Origin of the sequence: Sphingomonas sp. So64.6b (assembly GCF_014171475.1) — a bacterium.
Lineage (GTDB): Bacteria > Pseudomonadota > Alphaproteobacteria > Sphingomonadales > Sphingomonadaceae > Sphingomonas > Sphingomonas alpina_A.
Genome location: NZ_CP048817.1, coordinates 1,056,388 through 1,082,177, shown reverse-complemented (window position 1 = coordinate 1,082,177; position 25,790 = coordinate 1,056,388). Strand labels below are relative to the sequence as shown.

At 62.9% G+C, this 25,790-nt stretch carries 27 protein-coding genes, 1 tRNA gene and 1 pseudogene; 12 read left to right on the top strand and 17 right to left on the bottom strand.

Annotation, left to right across the window (positions count from 1 at the left end):
• Window positions 1-105 precede the first annotated feature (105 nt).
• A complete protein-coding gene (locus tag G4G27_RS05085) occupies window positions 106-876 on the top strand; it encodes a hypothetical protein (protein ID WP_183112338.1) in 771 nt (256 codons plus the stop codon).
• A gap of 109 nt (window positions 877-985) precedes the next feature.
• Entirely contained in the window at window positions 986-1,765 is a 780-nt protein-coding gene (purC, locus tag G4G27_RS05080) for a phosphoribosylaminoimidazolesuccinocarboxamide synthase (protein WP_183112337.1), read from the top strand.
• A gap of 3 nt (window positions 1,766-1,768) precedes the next feature.
• Here the strand turns inward: purC and G4G27_RS05075 are convergent, their stop codons facing one another.
• A complete protein-coding gene (locus tag G4G27_RS05075; RefSeq protein WP_183112336.1) occupies window positions 1,769-1,918 on the bottom strand; it encodes a hypothetical protein in 150 nt (49 codons plus the stop codon).
• Between the two features lie 146 nt (window positions 1,919-2,064).
• On the opposite strand from G4G27_RS05075, the gene purS reads away from it, so the two are divergent.
• Window positions 2,065-2,295 (top strand): phosphoribosylformylglycinamidine synthase subunit PurS, encoded by a 231-nt coding sequence (gene purS / locus G4G27_RS05070; protein WP_183112335.1) that lies wholly within the window; start codon window positions 2,065-2,067, stop codon window positions 2,293-2,295.
• Complete coding sequence (gene purQ / locus G4G27_RS05065) at window positions 2,292-2,960, top strand: phosphoribosylformylglycinamidine synthase subunit PurQ (RefSeq protein ID WP_183112334.1); 669 nt, start codon at window positions 2,292-2,294, stop codon at window positions 2,958-2,960. The genes purS and purQ overlap by 4 nt, the downstream gene beginning before the upstream one ends.
• Before the next feature lie 12 nt (window positions 2,961-2,972).
• Here the strand turns inward: purQ and G4G27_RS05060 are convergent, their stop codons facing one another.
• Window positions 2,973-4,652 (bottom strand): MFS transporter, encoded by a 1,680-nt coding sequence (locus G4G27_RS05060; protein ID WP_183112333.1) that lies wholly within the window; start codon window positions 4,650-4,652, stop codon window positions 2,973-2,975.
• A complete protein-coding gene (locus tag G4G27_RS05055; protein WP_183112332.1) occupies window positions 4,649-5,962 on the bottom strand; it encodes a M20/M25/M40 family metallo-hydrolase in 1,314 nt (437 codons plus the stop codon). The genes G4G27_RS05060 and G4G27_RS05055 overlap by 4 nt, the downstream gene beginning before the upstream one ends.
• 79 nt (window positions 5,963-6,041) lie before the next feature.
• Here G4G27_RS05055 and G4G27_RS05050 point away from each other — a divergent pair, with 79 nt between their 5' ends.
• On the top strand, window positions 6,042-6,803 hold the full coding sequence (locus G4G27_RS05050; protein ID WP_183112331.1) for an NUDIX hydrolase: 762 nt from the start codon (window positions 6,042-6,044) through the stop codon (window positions 6,801-6,803).
• 81 nt (window positions 6,804-6,884) lie between these two features.
• Window positions 6,885-7,565 (top strand): extensin family protein, encoded by a 681-nt coding sequence (locus G4G27_RS05045; protein WP_244624677.1) that lies wholly within the window; start codon window positions 6,885-6,887, stop codon window positions 7,563-7,565.
• A gap of 35 nt (window positions 7,566-7,600) precedes the next feature.
• Here the strand turns inward: G4G27_RS05045 and G4G27_RS05040 are convergent, their stop codons facing one another.
• The 3 genes and pseudogenes from G4G27_RS05040 to G4G27_RS05030 all read right to left on the bottom strand — a co-directional run bounded on the left by G4G27_RS05040 (window position 7,601) and on the right by G4G27_RS05030 (window position 10,434).
• A complete protein-coding gene (locus G4G27_RS05040; RefSeq protein ID WP_183112329.1) occupies window positions 7,601-8,152 on the bottom strand; it encodes a hypothetical protein in 552 nt (183 codons plus the stop codon).
• Window positions 8,153-8,743: 591 nt separating this feature from the next.
• A pseudogene (locus tag G4G27_RS05035) lies at window positions 8,744-9,517 on the bottom strand (transglutaminase family protein); the annotation flags it as partial.
• Between the two features lie 173 nt (window positions 9,518-9,690).
• On the bottom strand, window positions 9,691-10,434 hold the full coding sequence (locus G4G27_RS05030) for a Bax inhibitor-1/YccA family protein (RefSeq protein ID WP_183112327.1): 744 nt from the start codon (window positions 10,432-10,434) through the stop codon (window positions 9,691-9,693).
• 119 nt (window positions 10,435-10,553) lie between these two features.
• On the opposite strand from G4G27_RS05030, the gene thpR reads away from it, so the two are divergent.
• Window positions 10,554-11,096, top strand: a complete 543-nt coding sequence (thpR, locus tag G4G27_RS05025; RefSeq protein WP_183112326.1) for an RNA 2',3'-cyclic phosphodiesterase — start codon at window positions 10,554-10,556, stop codon at window positions 11,094-11,096.
• A 6-nt stretch (window positions 11,097-11,102) separates the two neighbouring features.
• Here thpR and G4G27_RS05020 read toward each other — a convergent pair whose 3' ends face one another.
• Complete coding sequence (locus G4G27_RS05020) at window positions 11,103-11,639, bottom strand: superoxide dismutase family protein (RefSeq protein ID WP_183112325.1); 537 nt, start codon at window positions 11,637-11,639, stop codon at window positions 11,103-11,105.
• 223 nt (window positions 11,640-11,862) lie between these two features.
• Window positions 11,863-12,393, bottom strand: a complete 531-nt coding sequence (locus G4G27_RS05015; RefSeq protein WP_183112324.1) for a dihydrofolate reductase family protein — start codon at window positions 12,391-12,393, stop codon at window positions 11,863-11,865.
• 465 nt (window positions 12,394-12,858) lie between these two features.
• Between G4G27_RS05015 and acnA the strand changes: the two genes are divergently transcribed.
• The 3 genes from acnA to G4G27_RS05000 are packed head-to-tail and all read left to right on the top strand — an operon-like array spanning window position 12,859 to window position 16,975.
• Window positions 12,859-15,543 (top strand): aconitate hydratase AcnA, encoded by a 2,685-nt coding sequence (acnA, locus tag G4G27_RS05010; RefSeq protein WP_183112323.1) that lies wholly within the window; start codon window positions 12,859-12,861, stop codon window positions 15,541-15,543.
• On the top strand, window positions 15,540-15,821 hold the full coding sequence (locus G4G27_RS05005; protein ID WP_183112322.1) for a hypothetical protein: 282 nt from the start codon (window positions 15,540-15,542) through the stop codon (window positions 15,819-15,821). The genes acnA and G4G27_RS05005 overlap by 4 nt, the downstream gene beginning before the upstream one ends.
• 2 nt (window positions 15,822-15,823) lie before the next feature.
• Entirely contained in the window at window positions 15,824-16,975 is a 1,152-nt protein-coding gene (locus tag G4G27_RS05000) for an isovaleryl-CoA dehydrogenase (RefSeq protein ID WP_202049690.1), read from the top strand.
• Window positions 16,976-17,003: 28 nt separating this feature from the next.
• Here G4G27_RS05000 and G4G27_RS04995 read toward each other — a convergent pair whose 3' ends face one another.
• Together G4G27_RS04995 and G4G27_RS04990 are read right to left on the bottom strand one after the other, a co-directional pair.
• Window positions 17,004-17,723: a DUF3142 domain-containing protein gene (locus G4G27_RS04995; protein WP_183112320.1), complete on the bottom strand. Its 720-nt coding sequence runs from the start codon at window positions 17,721-17,723 to the stop codon at window positions 17,004-17,006.
• A gap of 3 nt (window positions 17,724-17,726) precedes the next feature.
• The gene (locus G4G27_RS04990; RefSeq protein WP_183112319.1) at window positions 17,727-19,820 is read right to left on the bottom strand and encodes an outer membrane assembly lipoprotein YfiO; all 2,094 of its coding nucleotides are present in this window, start codon (window positions 19,818-19,820) and stop codon (window positions 17,727-17,729) included.
• A gap of 224 nt (window positions 19,821-20,044) precedes the next feature.
• Here G4G27_RS04990 and G4G27_RS04985 point away from each other — a divergent pair, with 224 nt between their 5' ends.
• Window positions 20,045-20,590, top strand: a complete 546-nt coding sequence (locus G4G27_RS04985) for a DUF1697 domain-containing protein (protein WP_183112318.1) — start codon at window positions 20,045-20,047, stop codon at window positions 20,588-20,590.
• Between the two features lie 52 nt (window positions 20,591-20,642).
• Here G4G27_RS04985 and G4G27_RS04980 read toward each other — a convergent pair whose 3' ends face one another.
• The 3 genes from G4G27_RS04980 to G4G27_RS04970 form a co-directional block, all read right to left on the bottom strand.
• Window positions 20,643-21,215, bottom strand: coding sequence for a DUF3617 domain-containing protein (locus G4G27_RS04980; RefSeq protein WP_183112317.1), 573 nt, complete (start codon window positions 21,213-21,215; stop codon window positions 20,643-20,645).
• Between the two features lie 357 nt (window positions 21,216-21,572).
• A tRNA-Gln gene (locus tag G4G27_RS04975) sits at window positions 21,573-21,647 on the bottom strand.
• 57 nt (window positions 21,648-21,704) lie between these two features.
• On the bottom strand, window positions 21,705-22,802 hold the full coding sequence (locus G4G27_RS04970; protein ID WP_183112316.1) for a branched-chain amino acid aminotransferase: 1,098 nt from the start codon (window positions 22,800-22,802) through the stop codon (window positions 21,705-21,707).
• A gap of 92 nt (window positions 22,803-22,894) precedes the next feature.
• Between G4G27_RS04970 and G4G27_RS04965 the strand changes: the two genes are divergently transcribed.
• Window positions 22,895-23,383, top strand: coding sequence for a helix-turn-helix domain-containing protein (locus G4G27_RS04965; protein ID WP_183112315.1), 489 nt, complete (start codon window positions 22,895-22,897; stop codon window positions 23,381-23,383).
• Between the two features lie 77 nt (window positions 23,384-23,460).
• On the opposite strand, the gene G4G27_RS04960 is transcribed toward G4G27_RS04965, so the two are convergent.
• From G4G27_RS04960 to G4G27_RS04945, 4 genes are all read right to left on the bottom strand, one after another.
• Window positions 23,461-24,225, bottom strand: a complete 765-nt coding sequence (locus tag G4G27_RS04960) for a pyrroline-5-carboxylate reductase dimerization domain-containing protein (protein WP_244624676.1) — start codon at window positions 24,223-24,225, stop codon at window positions 23,461-23,463.
• Window positions 24,226-24,260: 35 nt separating this feature from the next.
• Entirely contained in the window at window positions 24,261-24,761 is a 501-nt protein-coding gene (locus tag G4G27_RS04955) for a YbjN domain-containing protein (protein WP_183113623.1), read from the bottom strand.
• 109 nt (window positions 24,762-24,870) lie between these two features.
• Window positions 24,871-25,152, bottom strand: coding sequence for an accessory factor UbiK family protein (locus G4G27_RS04950; RefSeq protein ID WP_183112314.1), 282 nt, complete (start codon window positions 25,150-25,152; stop codon window positions 24,871-24,873).
• A 22-nt stretch (window positions 25,153-25,174) separates the two neighbouring features.
• Complete coding sequence (locus G4G27_RS04945) at window positions 25,175-25,696, bottom strand: TspO/MBR family protein (protein WP_183112313.1); 522 nt, start codon at window positions 25,694-25,696, stop codon at window positions 25,175-25,177.
• Window positions 25,697-25,790 lie beyond the last annotated feature (94 nt).

Genomic DNA, 25,790 nt, shown 5'->3' with positions numbered 1-25,790 from the left:
TTCAACGGGAGATCGGCGATGCGTGGCTTGCTGTTGGTGACAATTCCCCTTGCGCTCGCGGCCTGTAGTCGCGCCCCTGAAGCTTCCGAAACAGCCAGAGCCGACATGACCACAGCGGATGTGGCGGAACAGGCACCTCCAGGCATTGCAGTCACCGCAGCACCCGGCGTCGCCTTCACCTATCGCTACGCCTTTCGCCTGCCCTCAACGAGCATCTCCGCTTCGCAGGAGGCGCATGCGACAGCGTGCGAGAAGCTCGGCATCGCGCGGTGCCGGATTACCGGCATGCGCTATCGCCTGCTCGGCGAGAACAACATTGAAGCGATGCTGTCGTTCAAGCTCGATCCGACCATCGCGCGTGAGTTCGGTAAAAACGCCATCGCCCAAGTCACTACAGCGAAGGGCGCGCTGGTCGATGCAGAGATTACCGGCACCGATGCCGGCGCGGCGATCGACCGGCTGACCACGCAGCGCAGCCGCGCTTCGGACGAACTACGCCGCATCGATGGCGAATTGGCCAAGCCCAAACTGACCGCCAGCGAGCGCGCCGAGTTGCAGCGGCAACGTGCGGAGATCGTGCAGAATATCAGCGCGACCGATGACAGCCGCGCGGAACAGCGCGAGAGCCTCGCCACCACGCCGATGACCTTCAATTATGAATCGGGCAAGGCGATCCGTGGCTTCGACGCCAGTGCGCCACTGAGCAGTGCACTCGATACCGGAATCGGATCGGTCCAAATCACCATTGCCGTGGTGCTCGGCGCGATCGCGATCTTCGGCCCACCGGGACTTCTCTTGCTGCTCGGCTGGCTCGCCTGGCGGCGGTTTCGGCCGCGCCGCCGGCCGGCTGCGGCGAAATTGGATGGTGTTGAATAATTGCGCCTCTGAAACGCTTGGCGTATAGCTCCGCGTTCCTGGCCCCGGCCCGCGCACCCGCGCCGCCGGGGCTGTCTTTTCGTGACCGTCTTTTCAGGGGTAATGCCGCATGGCTCGCCGCCGCCAAATCTACGAAGGCAAGGCAAAGATCCTGTACGAGGGTCCGGAGCCGGGTACGCTGATCCAGTATTTCAAGGACGATGCGACCGCCTTCAACGCCCAGAAAAAGGGCACGATCAGCGGCAAGGGCGTACTTAACAACCGGATCAGCGAACATATCTTCACCCTGCTCGGCCTGATCGGCGTGCCGACCCATTTCATTCGCCGCCTCAATATGCGCGAGCAGCTGATCCGTCAGGTCGAGATCATTCCGGTCGAGGTGGTGATTCGCAATGTCGCGGCGGGTTCGCTTTCGACGCGGCTCGGGATCGAGGAGGGCACACAGCTGCCCCGCACGATCATCGAATATTATTACAAGGACGATGCGCTCGGCGATCCGATGATCACCGACGAACATATCGCGGCGTTCGGCTGGGCTAGCCAGGAGGAGATGCACGACATCGCCGACCTGGCGATACGCGTGAACGATTTCCTGTGCGGCCTGTTCGCCGGGATCGGCATCCGCCTGGTCGACTTCAAGCTCGAATTCGGCCGCATCTGGGACAATGACTATGCGCGAGTCATTCTCGCCGACGAGATCAGCCCGGACGGTTGCCGACTTTGGGATATGGAAACCAACGAGAAGCTCGACAAGGATCGTTTTCGCCGTGATCTCGGCGGCGAAGTTGAGGCATATCAGGAAGTTGCGCGTCGTCTTGGCCTGATGCCCGAAGGCGCCGACGGTGCCGTGCTAGACCTTGAAAAGCACCGCAAGAGCAAGGGCAAATAGGCCTTATCCCTTCACGCGGTACCCGCAGATGATGCCGAACACAAAGGCGCTGAACAAAGCGAGCTGAACCCGGCCGACCGGGTCGGTCCAGCCGAAATATTGCCCGCCGAACGCGAACAGCGCGACGAACATGGTCATTGCGAGGGTGGCCATGGTGTGATTCCCCGAATGGCGCCTCGCTTCAGCGCGATTCGCCGCGGCGAACATCGCGCGCAATTCGTAAACGAGCGATGAAGCTTGCGGCACGCGGGCGGCCTCGCCATAGGACCCGTGCCCGCCAAAAGCATCAGGATCTGCCCATGAAACTCCGCATCTTCGTCACGCTGAAATCCGGCGTGCTGGATCCGCAGGGCAAGGCGATCCACAAAGCGCTCGACGGCCTGGGTTTTGCCGGGGTCAATGACGTGCGGGCGGGCAAGCTGATCGAGCTCGATGTCGCCGATTCGACCGACGACGCGACGATCGACGAGATGTGCCGTAAGCTGCTCGCCAACACAGTGATCGAAAATTATCGGGTGGAACGGGTATGAAATCCGCAGTCATCGTCTTTCCCGGATCGAACTGCGACCGCGATCTGGCGGTGGCGATTCGCGATGTCAGCGGCACCGCGCCGACGATGGTGTGGCACGGCGATACCGACCTGCCCGACGATCTCGGCCTGATCGCGCTGCCCGGCGGCTTTTCCTATGGCGATTATCTGCGTTCGGGCGCGATGTCGGCGCGCTCCCCGATCATGCGTGCAGTAATCGACGCGGCGGGTCGCGGTGTGCCGGTGCTCGGCGTGTGCAACGGTTTCCAGGTGCTGACCGAAGCCGGCCTGCTGCCAGGGGCGCTGATGCGCAATGCCGGGATCGATTTCGTATGCCGCGACGTCAAGCTGACGGTCGAGAATTCCCAGTCGATCTTCACCAGCCGCTACGCCCAGGGCGAGAAAATCACCATTCCCGTCGCGCATCATGACGGCAATTTCTTCGCTGATACAGCGACGCTCGACCGCCTTGAAGGCGAAGGCCGGGTGGCGTTCCGTTACTACGGCAGGGTCAACGGCTCGGCGCGCGACATCGCCGGCGTGATCAATGCGAGCGGCAACGTGCTGGGCATGATGCCCCACCCGGAACGCCGCATCGAGGCAGCGCATGGCGGCAGCGACGGCCGCCGATTGTTCGAGGGACTGCTCGAGCTGGTCGGCGCCTGATCCGGCCTCGCCTCAGTCGATGCTGCGCCGGAAGGTCTCGGGCAGCAGGAACAGGCCGAGGATGACGGTCAGCCCCGCGACGATGATCGGATACCACAGGCCGTAATAGATATCGCCGGTCGCGGCGACCATCGCGAACGCGGTGGTCGGCAGGAAACCGCCGAACCAGCCATTGCCGATATGATAGGGCAGCGACATCGAGGTGTAGCGGATGTTGGTCGGGAACAGTTCGACCAGCAGTGCGGCGATCGGTCCGTAGACGGCAGTCACCAGCAGGACGAGAACGAACAGGATCGCGACCACCATCGGTTTGTCGATCCGCGCCGGATCGGCCTTGGGGGGGTAGCCGGCCTTGGTGAGGCCGGCTTTCACTTCACCCTGAAAGGTCGCGATCGCGGTCTTTCGGGCGGCTGCGGTCATGGTTGCCGGGTCGACGATCGAATAGACTTCCTGACCGATCGTGATCGCGGTCAGGCGACGGACGCCCGGGGCCAGCACCTGCTCCGCCTGATAGGGTACGCCAGCCTTGGCGAGATAGGATTTGGCGACATCGCAACTTGAGGATTCGAAACGATTCTTGCCAATCGGGTCGAACTGGAACGAACATTTATCGTCATAGGAGACGACGCTGACGGGGGCACTTGCCTGTGCCGCAGCGAGCGCCGGATTGGCTGCGTAGGTCAGCGCATGGAACAACGGGAAATAAGTCAGCGCGGCCAGCGCGCAGCCCGCCAGGATGATCGGCTTGCGTCCGATCTTGTCGGACAGCCAGCCGAAGATCAGGAAGAATGGTGTGCCCAGCGCAAGCGCGATAGCAATCAGGATATTGGCGGTCGCGCCATCGACCTTGAGCATCTTTTCGAGGAAAAACAGCGCGTAGAATTGCCCGGTGTACCAGACCACTGCCTGCCCCGCGACCGCACCGACCAGCGCGATGATAACGATGCGAAGGTTGCCCCATTTGGCGAACGCATCGGTCAGCGGCGCCTTCGATCCCTTGCCTTCGGCCTTCATCGTGAGGAAAACCGGGCTTTCCTCGAGCTGCATGCGGATCCACAGCGAAACGCCGAGCAATATGATCGAAACGATAAATGGCACGCGCCAGCCCCAGTCGGCGAACGCCGCTTCGCCGATCGCGGTGCGCACGCCGATCACCACCAGCAACGCCGCGAACAGGCCGAGCGTCGCCGTGGTCTGAATGAAGCTGGTGTAAAGCCCGCGGCGATGGTTCGGCGCATGTTCCGCGACATAGGTCGCCGCGCCGCCATATTCGCCGCCGAGCGCAAGGCCCTGTAACAGGCGGAGAACCACCAGCAGGATCGGCGCGGCGACGCCGATCGTCGCATAGCTTGGCAACAGGCCGACGACGAAGGTCGACAAGCCCATGATGCCCATGGTGACGAGAAACGTATTCTTGCGCCCGACCAAATCACCGATCCGGCCGAAAAGAAGCGCCCCGAACGGCCGTACGGCGAAACCCGCCGCGAACGCCGCCAGCGCGAAGATGAACCCGGTCGTCTCATTCACGCCGGAGAAGAATTGCGCGGTGATGATCGTCGCGAGCAGGCCGTACAGGTAGAAGTCGTACCATTCGAACACCGTGCCGAGCGACGATGCCGCGATGACGAGCTTCTCACTCTGCGTCGCTTTGTGGTGGGGTGGCAGATCCTCGATGGTTGTCGCGTCGCTCATTTGGCGGCCGAAAGCCGGGTCATCAGGATCGCCGCGCGCTTGCCCTGGCGGCGGATACTGTCGAGATCGACCGTCTCGCCGGGCGCATGATCGCCGCTGCTGCTGGTACCGAGCCCGATCAGCCCGTCGACATCGCTCGCGACAAAGGAAATGTCGCCCGCACCGCGCTTGAGCGGATCGAGCGCCGCCATCGTTTCAAGACCGAGATCCTTGTTCACGACATTGAGTGCGTCAAGCAGCGCCTTGTTGCCCGCGGTCGGCGCCATTGCCGGATAGCTGCCCGGATCGAACGCGATCTTCGCATCGGTGCCCGGCGCGTGCGCCGCGACGATCGCCTGCATCTTGGCGCGGACACGGTCGGTCTGCTCGGGCGACAAAGTGCGGAAATCGCCACGTGCGACCGCCGTTTGCGGAATGATATTGCCCTTGCCCGCCGCAGTCGCGCGCACCGCATCGGCGTCGAGCGCAGCGCTCGACCCGCCGGCAATGATCCCGGTGTTGAAGGTCAGATTGGGTTCGGGCAATTCCTTGCGGAATGCCGCCAGGATGCGCGTCATCTCGTTGATCGCGCCGTCGCCATATTCGTTCGAGAAGATCAGCGAGGAATGGCCGGTCTTGCCGATGGTGGTGATCGTCCAGGTGTTGGACGACCGCCGTGCGATCGAACCCATATCCTTGCCGTCCTCGATCGACAGCCCTTCGAAATCGAGCGCGACATCGGCGCGCTTGCCCGCCGCGATCAGGTCGGCACGAGCAACTTCTATGGGGTCGCCCGCATCCTCCTCGTCACCCGACAGCATGATCTCGATATTGGCGTCCTTGAGCGTCCCCGCCGCCTGCATCGCGCGCAACGCGGCGAGCATCACGACCATGCCGCCCTTGTCGTCGCCGGCGCCGGGCCCCTCGCCTTTTTCACCCTTGCGGGTAAATTTCTGGAACGGTGAATCCTTCTCGAACACGGTATCGAGATGGCCGATCAGCAACAGCTTTTTCGCGCCGGGCTTGCCGGTCTTGGTCGCGATCAGGTGGCCGGCGCGATTGGCGGCGGCTTGGGTTTTCCATTCCACGGTGAAACCGAGTGGCTCGAGTTCGGCGCGCATCATCTTGCCGACCGCATCGACGCCGGCGAAGTTCATCGTGCCGCTGTTCTGGTCGACCAGCTTCTGCAGCAGCGCGACCGAGCGCTCATATTCGGCATCGACCGTCTTCGCCATGCGCGCCTCGGCTGCGCTGAGCTTTGCCTGGGCGGTGGCGGGGATGAAGGCGATCAGGGCGGCGCCGAACAGCGCGCGAAGAGCGATATGGTTCATGGCCGCAATGGATAGCGGCAATCCAGCGCCGCTGCCAAGGGAACTATCGCCACCGCCCGGGCGATACTACATCCAACCCATGACCGACGAATTTCTCGAAGCCATTCCTGCAGCGACGCTGGTGCTGTTCCGCGAACGTCCGGGCGGCGCGCCTGAATTGCTGATGGTCGAACGCGCCAAGGCGATGGTCTTCGCCGCGGGTGCCCTGGTCTTCCCCGGCGGACGCATCGACCCGGGCGATCATTCGCTCGCGACGATCCTGGGAGGCGATCGCGAAGATACGGCGGGGCGCATCGCCGCGATCCGCGAGACGATCGAGGAAGTCGCGATGCCGATCGGGCTTGAGCCGGTACCAACAGCAGAAGAGCTCGCCGCACTGCGTGCGGCGCTTCATGCGGGCACCTCGTTCGGCGAGGCACTGGCCGATGCCGGCCTGTCGCTTAATCCGTCATCGCTCGTGCCCTATGCGCGCTGGCTGCCGCGCCATGCCAATATGCGTATCTTCGACACGCGTTTCTATCTCGCCCGGCTGCCGGCAAACGCGCCGTTGCCCGAGGTCGATGCGACGGAGAATGTCCGGGTATTATGGACGACGGCGCAGCAAGTGCTCGATGACGCCGACGCCGGCCGGGCGAGAATCATCTTTCCGACGCGGCGCAATCTCGAACGGCTCGCACAATATCGCAGCTTCGCTGAAGCGGTCGACGATACGATCCGCCATCCGATCAGGACGGTCACGCCGTGGATCGAACAGCGCGGCGGCGAAGACTATCTCTGCATCCCACATGACATCGGTTATCCGGTCGCTTCGGAAACGATCGCGAGTGCGATGCGTGGTTGAGATCGGGTTTGAGGTCGAGGCCGGGCGCGCCTGATGCACGCGGTGCGGCGCATCGCCGGCGCCGCCGTCGCGGGCGCGATCATGCTGGTATTCTTCCTGGCGGTCTTCGCTGCGTTGCGTGGGCGACCGCAGGACTTGCCCTGGACTCCGCTCGACCTGTCGCAGCCGGTCGGCATGTTCACCGGACGCAAACTTGCCGGCCTGACTCATGATTTCCCCAAATGCCGCGCCCTGCTCGACCGCGCCGGGGTGCGATATACTGCGCTCGCGCCGGTCAGCGCGGGCCGATGCGGTTACCGCGATGGCGTCCGCTTCGATGCGGGCGGTGCACGGCGGATCGCATTCGAACCGGCAGAGCTTGGCACATCATGCCCGGTCGCGGCCGCCCTCTCGGTGTGGGAATGGAATGTCGTGCAGCCCGAGGCGCGCCGCTTCTTCGGTCAGCGCGTCGCCAGCATCGATCATCTCGGCAGTTATAATTGCCGCAACATGTATGGCCGGGCGACGGGCTCGCTGAGCGAACACGCAACGGCGGACGCGATCGATATCGCCGGCTTCACACTGGAGGACGGCACGAAGATCACCGTGCTCGCCGACTGGGCCGATACCGGGGACAAGGGCACGTTCCTGCGCGCTGTACGCAACGGCGCGTGCCGCCTGTTCTCGACCGCGCTCTCGCCCGATTACAATGCGGCGCATCGCGATCATTTCCACCTCGATCAGGCCGAGCGGGGCCAGATGAGCTGGCGATCGTGCCGTTAGCGGCAAGCGATCAGTTGGCGATCAGTTCGGCCAAGTCAGTTCGGCAGAGCCGCCATGTCGACCTTCTCAACCCATTTCGGGAAGAACGCCGGTGCCCGGTTGGACCAGCCCGACGCGGTCGCCGCGGCTTCGCTGATCGACTGCAGCAATTTTCGCCGCAGGTCGGGATGGAGATGCGGCAAGGCCGAGGCCGAACAAAAGGCAGCCGGCAGCCAGGGCCGCACATCGGCGCCGATCAACCGCTCATAAAGGAAGCGATACGCCGAAAAAGTGGTCAGCCGCTCCTGCCCCAGATCGAACGCGGTGACCGTCATCAGCGGCGCGAGGAACGGCTCGACCGCGTCGAGGCCGCTATCGTCGGGCACCATGGCGCGAATGTCAGGCAGGCGCTCGTAGAGCCTCGCCTGGGCACGGATGCTCGCCGCTTCGACTATGTCGCGCGACCAGCGCGCCATCGCATCGTCGCGATCAAGCCCGATATCGAGCGAGCGGCGTACATAACGCTGCGTCGCCGAACTGAACCCGGCAAATTCCTTCATTTCCGCCAAGGTCATCGCACCGTTGGCCGGTTTCATCCTGGAACCCATGTCGTCACCCCGCCCGCATTGTTGGACCGGAGCGGATCATGCGCCAAGATGGTTAACACCATGCTTAACGCCGTGTCGTCCGGCGTTAAGCATGGAATCATAGTTCGTGCTGCGACGCAACAAAGGTTGCGATGAATGGATTGTTGCGGACAAAAAGGTCGTCAGGTGCGACGTTTACGCAACAATTTTTGGCGGAAAGCCCGAACCGCGGGCGGGTCAGTCGCGGTTCTTCTGGATCTTCTCTTCTGCATCGGCGTCAAAACCCGACGACACGGCCGGCGCATTGTTGTGCACCGGTTGAGTCGATGCCGGCGGATCCGACGCATCCATCGACTCGTCCAGCGCCGCATCGAGCCGTGCTTCCTCGTCCTCCGGATTCTTCTCCAAACGCTTCTTGATCGATTCATCCTGGCCGGCATTCTGGCGCGGATGGTGGATCTGGTCATTCTCGTCTGGCTCGGGCGGTGCGACCGACAGGCTGTCGAGCGCCTTTGGGTCGATCGTCTTGCTGTCATCGCTCATGGCCAATCCTCTCTCGGCTGTTGCGGTAACAGAACGATCGGTTTGCGCGGTCGTTCCGATATGGTCGTCCAGGCGAGTGACTTTTACGGTCTGCGCGTACATCGTTGCGGTGCCGAACACAGTCATGAACGCGATATCGGTCGCATCGCGACCGACCGCCACGCGAGCGATCTCGTCGCAGCTGGCCATGCCCGTCGCATCGATCAAATGCCAGCTGCCGGCCAGCCACACTTCGGCGACCGCGTGGAAATCCGGCGGATCGACGCCGGGCGCATAAGCAGAGACGCAGCGCGCCGGAATGCCTCCCGCCCGGGCCAGCGCGACCAGCAGATGGGCATAATCGCGGCATACGCCGCGCCGGTCGGCAAACGTCATCATCGCGGTGGTCACCCCGCTGCTCGAGCCCGACGCATAAGTCAGATGCTCGCGCACCCATGTGCCGATCGCGGAGGCCAGTGCGCCGCCTTCGATCCCGGCAAATTCGCTTTGCACGAATCCCTCGAACCGATCGGATTCGCAATAACGGCTCGGCAACAGATAGGGGATCGCTTCAGCCGGCAGCTCGGCCATCGCGGTCGGCGGCAGAGTCGAAAGATCGACGCCGGCCCGGTCGATCACCACAGTCGCGCGATATTCCGCTTGAAAAGACCCGGTGCCACGCGCCCAGGTGCGCTGCCCAATCCCATCCTCGCCCGGCACCGCGCGCAACGGATCGTTGCAATAGATGCGCAAATCCTGATGTTCGAGCCACTGATCGGCCATCGCCGCCGCCTCGATCTGCAACAGCACTTCCGCACTGTCGTCGACGAAATAATCCAGCATGACGTCGATCGAGAGGCGCATTGATGTTCCCGGAGAATCCCGATCGCACCGGTACGGCGCGATGGATGATTGAGCTTGCTTAGAGGAGCGAGATGTAAGCGAAATGACTTCGCTCAACATCCCCAACGCACGCGCAAAGAAAAAGGCCCGGCAGGTTTCCCCGCCAGGCCTTTCGCCGAACCATTTCGCCTGCCTTAGTTCCGGCTGGAACCGAAGAGACGCAGGATGAACAGGAACATGTTGATGAAGTCGAGATACAGCGACAGCGCCGACATAATGACCGTACGGCCCTCATCAGCGGTGCCCGCGACATGTGCGTAGATGCTCTTGGTGCGCTGCGTATCATAAGCGGTAAGGCCCGCGAACAGCAGCACGCCGACCGCACTGATGATCAGAGTCATCATACGCTGCGCCTCGGGCGCCAGGAATATGCTGACAACGCTGGCGACGATCAGGCCGACCAGGCCCATGATCAGGAAGGTACCGAACGCCGACAGATCGCGCTTGGTGGTGTATCCATAGAGCGACAGGGCAGCAAAGCCCGATGCGGTCGCGAAAAAAGCGCCGGCGATCGACGTTCCGGTATATTGCAGGAACACGGTCGAGAGCGACAGCCCCATCGCGATCGCGAAGCCCCAGAACATCGCTTGCAACGTCGGGAACGACATCCGGCCCTGGCCGAAGCTCATCGCGAAGACGAAGCCGAGCGGCGCAAACATGATGACGTATTTCAGGATGCCGGGGTTCAAGAACACCGCCTCGGCATAGCCGGTCGATGCGAACAACATCGCGACCACACCGGTCAGCAGGATGCCCGACGTCATGTAATTATAGACGGACAGCATATAGGCGCGAAGACCCGCATCGTACGTTTCCGTACGCGCGCCCGTCGTCGCGAAGTTCGCGGCGTTCGGCCGGGGGTCGGACCAGTTAGCCATGTCGAAGTAACTCCTATGCCCGGCCTCATGCCGGATAAGCGTCAATATCGTCGGTCCGGGGCTTTTTTTCAAGCGAAAGCGGTTGGCGTTGCCCATGCGGTCCGGGCTAGACGAAGCGGATGCACCGCCTGTTCGTCGCGCTCCGCCCTCCCCCCCCGATCCGTGAGACGCTTGACCTCATCATGGACGGCGTTCCCGATGCGCGCTGGCAAGATGACGAGCAGCTTCACCTGACGCTGCGTTATATCGGCAAAGTCGATCGCCACATGGCCGAGGACATCGCCGTGACGCTGGGCAGCATCCAGGCGCAGGCGCTCGACCTGCGCCTCTCCGGCGTCGGCCGGTTCGATCCGCAAAGCGGCAATGACAGCCTATGGGCAGGGGTCCTGCCACACGAGCCGCTCGCCGCGCTGCACCGCAAGATCGATCATGCGCTGGTCCGCTGTGGCCTCCCGCCCGAGGGCCGCGCCTATCGACCGCACATCACGCTGGCCCGCCTCTCCCGGCGTGCCGGACAGCAAGCCGAGACCAGCGAATGGCTCGCCGCGCATAGCGGCCTGGTCAGCGAGCCTTTCGCCATCGCGCACATCATCCTGTACGAAAGCCATCTCGACAGCGACGCCGCCCACTATGAGCCGATCGGGCGCTGGCCGCTCGGCTGAACCAGATCAACTCGCGCCGAACACCCCACAGGCGATGCGCGCGCCGCTGTTGCCCGACGGATCGGTCATCAGATCGTCGGCAGCGGCATGAACGACCAGCGCGGATCCATCGCCATCGAGCAGCCCGGCCATGGTCGCGCCCGGAATGGTTATGCCGAGCGTACCGCGACCATCGGTACCAATAATCAGATTGGGCAGGTCGCCCTCATGCGGCCCTTGCGGGTTCATCGAGCCATGCTTCATGCCGGTCGGGTTCCAATGGCCGCCCGCGCTGGTGAATTCGGGCCCTTCGCACAGCCCGGTCGTATGGACATGCGCGCCGTGCGTACCCGCCGGCATGCCCCTGGCGTCGATGGTGAAGCGCAGGCCGCCCGCGACTTCGCTCGCGCTGACTCGGCCGACATCCGCGCCGGCCGCAGTCTTGAGGATCGCCACCGCATGTGCGCCGCCCGCCAGAGGCATACCGGTTTCCATGCTTTTGTCGTCGCATCCGGCCAGAGCGAGCATCGCCAGCGCCGCCGTCCCGATCAAAACCGTCCGCATTTCCTGTCTCCCATCGCCGAAGCGGCATGTGCCGCACATCCTATCGGGCGAACCCGCCGCCCGGACAAGGGTTCCGTTAGGCCCCGCCACGTTTGTGTGCCGCAAGCATCCTTCGAAGACGAGGCAACCACGGTGACGTGGCGGATTGAATTAGCCATTCTCCTGCGTAGGCGCGCTGGCCGGTGCTCCAGGAAGGAGGATGGTGCAGCGGCGCCTGACGAGTTCAGGCGGGAACATAGGTCAACCTGATCACATCTTCGGTAATCCGGTCATGAGCCATCAGGCGCAGCGGCGGCCGGGCTCCGGCGAAATAGGGCGTGCCCCGGCCAAGCACGACGGGGTGGAGGTAGATACGATACTCGTCGATCAGGCCAAGTCTGGTGAGGCTTTGCGCCAGGTCCGGACCGGCAACTTCGATCTCCCCCTCGCGCTCGGCCTTCAACGCACGCATCGCATGCTCGAGATCGCCCTCGACAAGGCTGGCATTGGGCCCGACCGACGGCGACGATCGCGAGACGACCCATTTCGGCTGCGCCCGCCACGCCGCCGCAAAGCCGTGGTCCGCCGCCTTCCATTCGGTTCGATCCTCGTCCCAGTAACGCATGATCTCGTACATCTTGCGCCCATACACGCTGCCCGCCTGCCCTTCAGCCTCGGCGATGAAGTGGTCGAATAACTCGGGGCTCGGCGCGAACGCCATATGATCGACATAGCCGTCCAGCGACTGGTTCATCCCGAATACGAGCTTTGCCATACCCACATCCTTTCCCGGCGCGGCCATCGCGCGCATCTGATTGCAATATGCAATCGGTGACAAGCTAGATCGACCCGATTTCGTATCGCAATCGGTTTATTGCTTCCGTGGCCTGCCGCTTCGTCAGGCATTGCCGCATATCCGAACGGATCGGCGTGAGACCGCGCTCGGCTGCCGGGGCGGTGCGGCAAACCTGTGTCCCGGAATTCCCGATCGCCCGTCAATCCACGCGATTCAGTCGTCGTCGTCCACCGCTATCCGGCGCGCATCGAAATTGCTCGGAACATCACGTCAGGATGAGAATGACCGCTGCATCCAACCAGCCCTTCCCCCCGCCCCACCCCCTTGCTAAAGCCCGCCCGCCTCTAGGCATTCGCACATGCCGCTAGCGCGCCCGCGCGGGCCTTTACGTCCCGCCTCCCCGCCGCGCTCCGGCTGAGCACAACGGGAAGGACTCTCCGCCACATGACCGCCATCGGCCAGGACACGCTCTCCGCTCGCAAGACCCTCACCGTTGGTGGCAAGTCCTACGATTATTATTCGCTCGCCACCGCGGCGGAGAAATATGGCGACATTTCGCGCCTGCCCTTCTCGATGAAGGTGCTGCTCGAGAACATGCTGCGTTTCGAGGACGGCAAGACGGTCACCACCGACGATGTGCAGGCGATCATCGACTGGCAGCAGGAGCGCCGCTCCGACCGCGAAATCCAGTATCGCCCGGCGCGCGTGCTGATGCAGGATTTCACCGGCGTTCCCTGCGTGGTCGATCTCGCAGCGATGCGCGACGCGATCACCAAGCTCGGCGGCGACGCGGCCAAGATCAACCCGCTGGTACCGGTCCATCTGGTCATCGATCACTCGGTGATGGTCGATGAATTCGGCACGCCCAAGGCGTTCACCGACAATGTCGATCTCGAATATAGCCGCAACATGGAGCGTTACGAGTTCCTCAAATGGGGCTCCAAGGCGCTCGACAATTTCTCGGTCGTCCCCCCCGGCACCGGCATCTGCCATCAGGTGAACCTGGAATATATCGGCCGCGGCGTGTGGTCGACCGACAGCGTCGGCGATTATGGCGACGGCACCACCATCGCTTATCCCGACACATTGGTCGGCACCGACAGCCACACCACGATGGTCAATGGCATGGGCGTGCTCGGCTGGGGCGTCGGCGGAATCGAAGCCGAAGCGGCAATGCTCGGCCAGCCGGTCTCGATGCTCATTCCCGAAGTCGTCGGCTTCAAGCTGACCGGCGCGATGGCCGAGGGCATCACCGCGACCGACCTGGTGCTGACCGTCACGCAGATGCTCCGCGCCAAGGGCGTGGTCGGACGTTTCGTGGAGTTCTACGGCCCCGGCCTCGACACGATGACGCTTGCCGATCGAGCGACCATCGCCAATATGGCCCCCGAATATGGCGCGACCTGCGGTTTCTTCCCGATCGACACCAAGACGATCGATTATCTCAAGCTGACCGGCCGACCCGACGAAACCGTCGCTCTGGTCGAGGCCTATTGCAAGGCGCAAGGCCTGTGGCATGATGCGGACAGCGTCGATCCGGTATTCACCGACACGCTCGAACTCGACATGGGTACAGTCACCGCGTCGCTCGCCGGGCCGAAGCGCCCGCAGGATCGCGTCTCGCTGTCCAAGGTCGACGAAGTGTTCAACGGCGACCTGTTCAAGCTTTACAACAAGAACCGTCCAACCCGCGTCGCGGTCGAGGGCCGCGACCATGACCTCGGCGACGGCGATGTCGTGATCGCCGCGATCACCAGCTGCACCAACACCTCGAACCCAAGCGTGCTGGTCGCCGCAGGCCTGGTCGCACGCAAGGCGCGCGCCGCCGGCCTGAGCTCCAAACCATGGGTCAAGACCTCGCTCGCACCGGGATCGCAGGTCGTCACCGACTATCTCAACAAGGCCGGGCTGACCGAAGATCTCAACGCGATGGGCTTCAACCTGGTCGGTTATGGCTGCACCACCTGCATCGGCAATTCCGGCCCGCTTGCGACCGAATTGTCGGCGGCAATCAACGAGAACGACCTCGTTGCCGCGTCGGTACTGTCGGGCAACCGCAACTTCGAAGGTCGTGTGTCGCCCGATGTGCGCGCCAATTTCCTCGCCTCACCGCCACTGGTCGTCGCTTATGCGATCAAGGGCACCGTTACCGAGGACATGATCGAAACGCCGCTTGGCCAGGGCTCGGACGGGCAGGACGTGTTCCTGAAGGACGTGTGGCCGACCAATGCCGAGATCAACGAGTTGATGGCCGCGAACATCGACGATTCGATGTTCCGCGCGCGTTACGGCAATGTCTATCAGGGTGACGCGAAGTGGAGCGGAATCCAGATCGAAGGATCGGATACCTATCAGTGGCGCGCCGGGTCGACCTATGTCGCCAACCCGCCCTATTTCGACGGCATGACGATGACCCCGGCTCCCGTGCAGGACATCATCGAGGCACGGCCGCTCGCCATTCTCGGCGATTCGATCACTACCGATCACATCTCGCCGGCCGGGTCGATCAAGGCGGATTCGCCCGCCGGCGTTTTCCTGCAGGAGCATCAGGTCAGCAAGGCCGACTTCAACTCCTATGGCGCGCGCCGCGGCAACCATGACGTGATGATGCGCGGCACCTTCGCCAATATTCGCATCAAGAACGAAATGGTCCCCGGCATCGAAGGCGGCATGTCGTCGTACAAGGGCGAGCTCATGCCGATCTACGACGCGGCGATGCGCTTCAAGGCGGACGGCGTGCCGCTGGTCGTCATCGCGGGCAAGGAATATGGCACCGGATCGTCGCGCGACTGGGCGGCAAAGGGCACCAATCTGCTTGGTGTGCGCGCGGTGATCACCGAGAGCTTCGAGCGCATCCACCGCTCGAACCTGGTCGGTATGGGGGTGCTGCCGCTGCAGTTCGCCGATGGCGTGACACGTCAGACGCTCGAACTGGACGGATCGGAAAGCTTCACCATCATGAAGGTCGCCGAGATCCGCCCGCGTCAGGATGTCGAGGTCACCCTGACCCGCGCCAATGGCACGATCGAGACCTTCATGACTCGCTGCCGCATCGATACCGTCAACGAACTGGAGTATTTCCTCCATGGCGGCATCCTGCAGTACGTCCTCAGGAATCTTGCCGCTTGAACATTGCGATCGAGATTGTGGGATGGACCGGCGCCGTCCTCATTCTCGTCGCCTATCTGATGGTCTCGGCGGGCCGGCTCACCGGCCAGTCCGCTGCGTTCCAGTGGATGAATCTGCTCGGGGCGGCCTGTTTCATCGTCAACAGCGGCTGGCATGGCGCGCTGCCATCAACCGTGTTGAACATATTATGGCTGCTGATCGGCATAGTGACACTGTGGCGCATCGCCAGATCGGCGGGTAGGAGGAACGCTCAACCGAGTGCTGGAGAGCGACAATGAGCATGACCCTGGATTTCAACCTGGGCGAGAATGCCGACATGATCCGCGACACGACCGAGCGGTTCGCGACCGACCGGATCGCGCCGCGCGCCGCCGAGATCGACGAGAACAACAAGTTCGACCGCTCGCTCTGGCCGGAAATGGGCGAACTCGGCCTGCATGGCATTACCGTCGAGGAAGAATGGGGCGGCCTGGGCCTCGGCTATCTCGAACATGTCATAGCGATGGAGGAAGTCAGCCGTGCCTCCGCCTCGATCGGGCTCAGCTATGGCGCGCACTCGAACCTGTGCGTCAACCAGATCCGCCGCTGGGGCAATGATGAGCAAAAGGCAAAGTATCTCCCCAAACTCATCTCCGGCGAACATGTCGGCAGCCTTGCCATGTCGGAGGCCGGTTCCGGCTCCGACGTCGTCTCGATGAAGCTCAAGGCGACCTTGCAGGGCAATGACCGCTATCTGCTCAACGGCACCAAATTCTGGATCACCAATTCGACCGAGGCCGACACGCTCGTGGTCTATGCCAAGACCGATGGCGAGGCGGGTCCGCGCGGCATCACCGCATTCCTGATCGAAAAGGGCATGGCCGGTTTCTCGGTCTCGAAGAAGCTCGACAAAATGGGCATGCGCGGCTCCGACACTGCCGAGCTGGTTTTCGAAGATTGCGAAGTCCCGGCGGAGAATGTCATGGGTCCGGTCAACGGGGGCGTCGGTGTACTGATGTCGGGACTTGATTATGAGCGCACCGTGCTTGCCGGCGGACCGATCGGCATCATGCAGGCATGCCTCGACGTGGTCCTGCCGTACGTCCGCGAGCGGAAACAGTTCGGCACGCCGATCGGCAGCTTTCAGCTGATGCAAGCCAAGGTCGCCGACATGTATGTCGCGCTTAATTCTGCCCGCGCCTATGTCTATGCCGTCGCGCGCGCCTGCGATGCGGGCAAGACCACGCGTTTCGACGCAGCCGGTGCGATCCTGCTTGCCTCCGAAAATGCCGTGAAGACCTCGCTTGAAGCGATTCAGGCGCTCGGCGGCGCCGGCTATACCAGGGAATGGCCGGTCGAACGCTTCCTGCGTGATGCCAAGCTCTACGATATCGGCGCGGGTACCAATGAAATCCGCCGCTTCCTCATCGGGCGCGAACTGATCGGCGCCTGATCGTCGACGCTCGGGCGACCGGCGCGGCTCATTCGGCCGCGCCGTTTTGCAGGAAGACGACATAGCCCCTGAAGTTCGGATTTGATTCCAGCGCGGCGGGCGGCTGCCACTCGCCGCCCTGCAGTAAACCGATCCGGAACGGCGTCTTCATGCGATCGAGCCGGGAGAGATAGCTCGCATAGCCCGGGATAACCCGACGGCCCTGATAGATTTGCAGCACGATCTCATCGACCGTGCCGGCCAGTGCGTCGAGCCCCTTGGGATCGCCATTGGCGCTCCAGTCGAGCAATCCGGTGATGCCCAGCCGGCAATCGGCCGGCAGGCGGCGGCGTAGGTCCGCCAGGAACACGGCATAATGGTCGAGATGGCGTGTACGGGCGTCGAAATCGATCTGGATCCCGGCCACGTGATTGCCGGCGGCACGCCACCGGGCAAGCTGCTCCCTCACCTGCTGATGAATCTGCGGCGACCAGGCCAGCGTTTCAACCCGCACCACCATCCATATTTCCCGGCCGATGATATGCGGCACGGCGGGGCGCTGCTGCACCAGCCGCACCGGGTCGCCTGCCTCGACCTGCCCTTGCAGCAAATAGATCCGCTTCGCCTGCTTCAGGACCGGTTGCGGCTTGACCCCGGCCCATAGCCAGAACGCATCGTAACGACGCGCGTCGACCCGGTCCGCCGGAACCGGTGATTGCGACACGCTCGCGACCGCAAGCAGGATCAGGGCGATCGTTCCGCGGATCATCGATTACCAATAATATCGCAGGTCCTGCGCCCACTCCGACGATGGATAATCCTTCTTCAAGCGGGCGAACCAGGCCTTGCGCTGCGCGCGCGGTACGTCGGTCCCACCACATTCGTTGCTGCCACCCGGTGCGTAACAATGGATCGCGCGATACAGCGAATAGGCTTTGCCGCGTGCGGGCGCCTGCGGGTCGGCGATAATCGACTTATAGACTTCCAGCCGCGAATAGGGCTCGCCCGGAAACAGCGATTGCGTGCCGCCAAGTTGGTCAGCGGGTGGCTGACGGTCAAACTCGGACTGATCGAAATTGTTCGCCCGCACGAATTCGGCCAGGCACAGACGCGCCGTCACATCGCGCGGCGCCTTCGCCAGCGATATCATGGTCTGTCGGAAAGTTGCGCAGCCATAATCCCCCATATTGCCGGACTTCAGAAAGACTCCCAATGGCGGATCATTGGTCGCGGCAAAATCATAAAGGCTGCCCTCGACCGACGCATTGGCCGGCACGGATTTCAGGTCGTCGAGAAAGTCCTGATACAAGCCATGCCCCATCTCCTTGTACAGCAAGGTGGCAAGCGCAACGCCGCGTTCGTGGCGCGAAATGCCGCCGTCTCTGGCCTGACGTCGGAGCAATTGCGGCCCCGCGACATTCTTGAGCAATATCTCGCGGATATCCGGTGTTCGAACCGGCGATTCCTTGGCGAAGATACGCTCGAGGCCAGCGGAGCGTTCGTCGTGCAGCGCCAGCGCGAGTTCGAGCGCAGGGCGTTCGAACGGCAAAGTCGCGCCGGGTAGCATCTCGACCCAGAAACCGCGCGCGTTACGATCCCGGCTTTGCTCTAGCGCCATGCCGCGCAGCATCTGCCGGCTGAACTGGAGATAGTCGAACCCGCGCTGCCGCGCCGCATCCGGAATGAGCCGCAGGACGTCGGCAGGACGCTTGTCGATAAACAGCGCATGCACGGCAAGCAAATGCTCGAACAGCGCCGGATTGCCGGAAAAATGCGCGCGCTGCGCCTGTAGTTCGTCAAGCGTGAGCGGCGTGCCGCAGCAGTCCGTTGGCTTATCGCTATCGGGCCCGCGCATCCGCGCGAGATCGATCACGGCAAGCAGGATCGGATCGGTCGTATTGGCTGTGGTGAGCAGCGGCAGGAGCTTGTTGTCCACTTCCTGCACAAGGTCCGCGGTTTCGATACCGCGCTTTTCCGGCGCGAGCCTGAACAGCGCGACATATTCCGCCACCAGCTTGTCGGTCCGCCGCCCAAGCCAATAGACCCGCCGCAACAAGCCTTGCGCCGAGTTGCTGTAGCGCCCCTGCGGATAGGCGCGGAGATAGTCGCGCAGATTGGCCTCGGCCGCGTCGATGATCCCGGCCTGAGCCGAAAACCCCTCTTTGGGGGAGCCATATTCGTCAAAGGCATCGACCTGGGCACGGTTCACTTCGACGCGCGCCAGCATATAGCGCACCGTTTCCGCGACCCATGCCTGGTCCGCGCCAGCCAGGCCCCGGAACGCTGTGGCGGCGGCGTCATAATCCCCCGCATAAAAGGCTGCCGCGCCGGTCAGATAGCGCTCGAATAACTTTCCGCGCGGCGACTGGATGGCCTGAGCGATCGGCGCCGCTCCAGCCGCGCCCGCGCAGTTCGGTTGCAACGCGCGTCGGGCGCGGACCAATTCGTCCCGATCACGCTGCGGGACCTTGCGCTCCGCCTCGACCGCCGCCACGAAATCATCGGTGCCGAAATGGTTGCTCAGGCAGCGAGATCCCTCGCCATTGGCATAATTGAGATTGGCGGTCGTTTCCGGGCCGGAATAATTATAACCCGCAAACATCGCCCAATCGAACAAGGCACCCGGTTTCGCTGCAGATTCCGGCAGGATCACACCTTGTTTCGGAGCGCCTCGACCGATCAACAGCACCAGATTCACCCGCGTATCGTTGCCGGGCGACAGGATCGCCATATTGTCGCAACCGGTCATGTCGCGATGTTTCAGCTTCCAGGAGGTCGAACATCCGAAATCACCGCTCGACATTGCCGGCGCGGACCAGCCAAGCGCGGCGAGCAGCAGGACAAGCGACAGGCAAATCCGGGACATGACAAACCTCTTCGCGGCTGATTGCTTCTTGTATCGAGATCGGCCCAAAGGTCGAGCCATGCGGCTTTCAGGAGACGCGTAGCAGCGACATCCATGGGGCCTTGGAAGTTGACTCTGATGAACTCGATATCTGCCCTCGATTCATGCGATATCCCGATGATGAATTCGCCCGAACGCACCCTAGGCCCGCAGTCTTGCGATCCTGCCGGCGCTTGAACGATCGGATGCCGATCAAAATCGCCCTGTTCCGAAGCATGGTGATCGGCGATCGCCGGCTGACGCGCGAAGCGTTGCTGCGTATCGCCGAAGCGGTCGGCGGGGCCGACGCCCGGACCGTGATCGCCACCGGCAATCTGCTGTTCCGGTCGCATAAGAGCGTGGATCGGCTGACGCGCGAGCTCGAATCAGCCTGTGCCGAGGAATATGGCCGCGCGACCGAGGTCATCGTCAAGACGGCGGCGCAATGGCGCACCCTGATCGCCGGCAATCCATTCAAGGCCGAAGCCGAAGCAACGCCGTCGCGGGTGATTGCCTGGGCAATGCGCGATCCGCTGCCCGATCATGGGCTCGACCAGTTGCACCGGCGCATGCAAGGCGTCGAGCGTGTCGAACGATCGGCGAGCGGCGATTTCTATTGCTGGTTCGGCAATGGCGAGATTGCGGGATCGAAGCTGATCGGCGGCTTCGGGTTGAAATCGCTCGGCGCGGTGGGCACCAATCGCAACTGGGGTACGGTGATGAAGATCGAGGCCGCGATCGGTCAGATGTGAAAGCCCCGGGGATCGGCACGTCATCCAATCCCCGGAGCCCAATAGGTCAGGGTCAGCTCGCCTTGGCGACGCACTCGCCGGTGCGACGACCGGACGATTTGGCCTGCATCGTCATGGTCTGCCCACCTGGCATACCCGAGACGGACGAGGTGATCTCATTGCTGAACGCAGTCGGCGAATAAGTGCCCGCCATGGTCGTCTTCGATTGACCCGGCATGTTTGGCAATTTGCACGACATGACCGCATCAAGCTTGCCCCCCGCCATGTTGAACGAGTCGAACTTGCAGTCTCCGGCGCCCTTGCCGGCAAACATGTCACCGGCGGGCTTGGCCGCTTGCTCGGGCGTGATGCAGGTCGATGAAGTTTGCGCGGCCTGCTTCATCTGCGGCGCGCCGGCGGGCATGCCGGGAATTTCCATCTTGCCGATTTCAAACGTCATTTCCCACTGTCCGGGTTCCAGTTTGATCGCGTCCTTCGCCTGGCTCGCGACGCTTTCGAGCGACGCATTCTCTGCGGAAACCTGCTTTTCGCCCTTGCCGCAGCCGGCAAGCGCGAGCGCTGCAATCAAAGCCGTGACGGAAGCAGCTGGAAATACACGCATAAACTCTCCTGTTTCAGGCGCCACATACAAGGCGGCGCGCGGCCAGAGAGACGAAATCGGGGTGCGATGTCAACTGCGTCAATTGCTTGACACAAGTCTTCCACGGTTCTGAAACAATGTGTGGAGAACCCCGCATCCCATTATTTATGCTGAGCAATTCCTTTACCGTATTGGCTTGGACAAGTTTGTCGTCGACAGTCGGGATGAGCGGCACTTAGGGCATGAAAGCACGATGATTCTGAGGCCTATTTCAGACCTGCACGAGCTTCTCAATTCGGCTCCCGGATTACCGGCCGCGAACGACAGGCCAAACCAATGCGGGACGATGCAGGGAAAGCAAGCGTGCCGCAGTGCGTCTGCTCGCGCTCGGCTTCAGGTCTCTGGCTGGGGCGGCAGGATTCGAACCTGCGCATGGCGGCATCAAAAGCCGCTGCCTTACCGCTTGGCGACGCCCCAACAAGAATGCGCGGCCTTAAAGCCGGTTATGCCCCATGAAAAGGGGCAAAGCGCCGATCAGTCGAGCCGCGAGACCCAGCCATGTGGATCAGGCGCCTGGCCACGCTGAATCTCGACCAGCCGGGTGCGCATCTGCGAGGTTAATTGCCCAGCTGAACCGCTGCCGATCGTGAAGCTGCCCTCGGGCGTCGCGACCTTGCCGATCGGCGTGACCACCGCCGCTGTCCCACAGGCGAAGCTCTCGGTCAGCCTGCCGCTTGTTGCATCGGCGCGCCATTGCTCGAGCGAATAAGGCTCCTCGCGCACCGTGATGCCCTGATCACGCGCCAATGTGAGGATCGAATCGCGGGTGATGCCGGGCAGGATCGTGCCGGTCAGCGGCGGAGTCACCATCGATCCGTCTTCGAACACGAAAAAGATGTTCATGCCGCCCAGTTCCTCGATCCAGCGGCGCTCGACCGCGTCGAGGAAGACGACCTGATCGCAACCGTGACGAATCGCCTCGGACTGTGCGAGCAGGCTGGTCGCATAATTGCCGCCACACTTGGCCGCACCGGTGCCGCCGGGTGCCGCGCGGGTATAATCCTGCGAAACCCAAAGCGAGACGCTCGGCGCGCCGCCCTTGAAATAGGCGCCGACCGAGGAGGCGATGACGATGTAGAGATATTCCGAGCTCGGTTTCACACCCAGAAACACTTCGCTGGCGAACATGAAGGGTCGCAGATAAAGCGAGCCCCCATCGCTGTCCGGGATCCAGTCCTTGTCTATCTCGACCAGCCGGCGAACCGATTCGAGAAAGATTTCCTCAGGCAATTCGGGCATCGCCATACGCCGCGCCGAAGACTGGAAACGCTTCGCATTCGCCTCGGGCCGGAACAGCGCGATGCCGTCATCGGCGAGGCGATAGGCTTTCATGCCCTCGAAGATTTCCTGCGCATAGTGCAGCACCGAGGAGGCCGGATCCATCTGCAGCGGCGCGCGCGCCTGGATCTTGGCGCTGTGCCACCCCTGCCCCTCGGTATAACGCACCACCGCCATATGATCGGTGAAGACCCGGCCGAAACCCGGGTCGACCAGTCGCGCCGCTCGCTCATTCGCCGCGACGGGCGAAGGGTTGGCCTCGAATTCGAACGACAAGCCGGTAGTCGCGGTCATGGTCTTCCTCTGGCGGTCGGGATCGCCGGACCCGGATCGGATCATGGCAAACTGGTTGCGAACGCCTAAGGCGGATGGCAAAACGGGTCAACATGGCTGCCCCACCCCCCTCCGCTTCACCACTTTTCCTCCGCGAGCCCGAAATCCGGCGCGGGGTGGAACTGCTTTATTTCGGTAACAGCCACCTGACCCGGGCGATCGATCGCGGGCTGGCGGCGCAGGGCCTTGGCCGCGCGCATCACCGCGCGCTCTATTTCGTCGCGCGTCAGCCCGACATGACGGTCAGCCAGTTGCTCGGCCTGCTCGCGATAACCAAACAGTCTTTGGGCCGTGTTCTCAATGAGTTGACAGACCGTAAGCTCATCGATGTGCGCCCCGGCGAGCGCGATCGACGGCAGCGCCTGTTGCGGTTGACGGCGGACGGTACCGCGCTGGAGAATGAATTGTTCGAAGCGCTTCGCGAACGCTTGTCGGCCGCCTATGCGAGTGCGGGACAGGCAGCGGTCGGTGGCTTCTGGGCGGTGCTCGAGGGGCTCATTCCGGCGGAGGAACGGCCGCGTGTCGAAGGACTGCGTGACTGAGGCACAGGCTTTGTGTCGTCTTGCACACAATTCCGAGGCGATCGTTCGTACCCGGTCCTTGCCCTGGCGGCAGGCCGTTATTGGCGCGCGGCAGCCGCCATTTCGGCGTTGCGCCGCGTGGCGGCCTGTAATGTCTCGATGAGCAGTTTCTGTAGCGCATCGTCGCGATCGAGTATGTTCAGCCCCTCGCGGGTCGAACCGCCCGGGCTCGCCACACGATCGGCCAGTGCCGCAGGCGAAACATCGGCGGCGGCGGCGAGCAGCGCCGATCCTTCAACCGTGGAAACCGCGAGCCGCTGCGCCTGATCGGCGGAAAAGCCCAACGCGACGCCGCCGGCGGCCAGTGCATCGATGAAGCGGTAGAGAAACCCCGGCCCACTGCCGGCCAGCGCGGTGACGGCGTCGAACAACGAGACGTCGTCGATCCATTCGACCAGACCGAGCGGTGCCATCAATCTGGCGATGTCATCGCGCACCACCGGACCTGCGCTATCGGAGTGAAGCCCGACCACGCCCTTGCCGATACCAACCGGCAGATTGGGCATCGCCCGCACGATCGCGCCGGCCTGAAACCGGTTGGCGAGGCTTGCTTCCTCGACTCCCGCAAGGATCGAGACCAGCACCGGCACGCCGGTCAACCGGTCGGCGAACCGCGCGGCGATGTCGCCGATCTGCTGCGGCTTCATGCCAAGCATCACCATATCGGGCAGCGGCGCGTTGGGCAGGTCGCGTGCCTGGCGCACGCCCGGCGGCAAGTCGCGGTCGTCGCGATTGACCACATCGACCCGGTCGGCGGCAATCACGCCACTGGCGATCCACTGGCGCAGCATCGCGCCGCCCATATTGCCGCACCCGACCATCCACAGCCGCGAAATGCTCACGCCTCGCCCTGCGTCTCGGTCATCGCGGCGGCCATTGCTTCCTTCGGGCTCTTGCCGCCCCACAGGACGAACTGGAACACCGGATAGAAACGCTCGCACTCGTCGATCGCGGAATCGACCAGCAATTCGGCCGCGCCAAGCGACAAGGTCCCACCATCGCCCTCAATCATCGCGGCGTGGCGATAGAGCAGGATGCCACTCGACGACCAGAGCTCGAAATGGCCGACCCAGAGCTGTTCGTTGATCAGCCCGATCGCTTCGTAGATTGCGGCGCGACGCTCGTCCGTGACGCGGATGTCGGGGAAAGCGAGGAATTGCAGGACGCTGTCCTCGTCGCGCCACAGCGCGCGAAGCTCATACTGGGTCCAGCTGCCCTTGACCTTGGCGATCACTTCATCTTCGAGGCGCTCATGTTCCCAGCCATGCGCCGCGAAATAGCTCTCGAGCATGTCGATCGGCGCGGCGTCGTCGCGTTCATAATCGGCTTCGTCGAGCATCACTCGAAACCCCCAGCAGCATCGCTCATAAACACAGCGGTGCCGGGGGAGATGATCTCATGCAAGCCGGACATCGGCAAGTATTTCGAAAAACTTGTGGAAAAGATGGTCAGACTCCGGTTTTCGGCTTCCTGGCGGGTTTGTCCGCCGCGCCCTTGCCCTCGAGCGCGTCGAGCCGCGCGCGCAGCGCATCGGCATCGTCACGTGCGGCGGCGGCCATCGCCTTGACCGCTTCGAACTCATCGCGCGACACGAAATCAAGCCCGCCGATCCATTCCTTGGCGCGCGAACGGGCGCCTGCCTCGGCTTCGCGGCCAACGCCCGCGAGCGTGCCGGCGGCGCCGTTCACGAACTTCACGAAATCGTCGAAGAGCTTGTTGTCGGACTGCATGGTCAATATTCCCGGGTAAGTTCTAAAGGCTAATCTGGGTGCTGCTCGATGACGGCACAAGTGTTGCGGCATTGGGGTTGAGCTGATCGATCCTGTAGGTCAGGATTCCCGCGACCACCAGCCAGGCCAGATAGGGCACGAACAACCAGGCCGCGGCGGTGCGAATCCGGCCGAATATCATCGTCGTCGCCAGCGCGAGTACGAACATCACGCCGATCACGATGAGCGACCAGAACACCTGGTGCGCACCGAAGAACAATGGGCTCCAGACCAAATTGACCACCATCTGCGCCGCAAACAGGATGATCGCCGTGCCACGCAACTTCGATCCGCGCGCATGGATGATCATCGCCAGAGCGAGCCCCATCAGGATGTAGATTGTCGTCCAGGCAACCGGAAATGCCCAGTTCGGCGGCGTCGCTTCCGGTTTGACCAGTGCTGCATACCATCTGTTTTCGGACCCGGTCGGCACGATCCGCGCCGACGCAAAGCCAAGCAGCATGATGAAAGGCACAGTGACCACTGCCCAGCGCAGATACGCCATTCGCAGCTGCTCTCTCGATGCGATTTCCCTCAACGCGATCGCCCTTCCATGCTGCCCCCACGGCAATTGTTGCCCATATATAAAGAATCAGCGC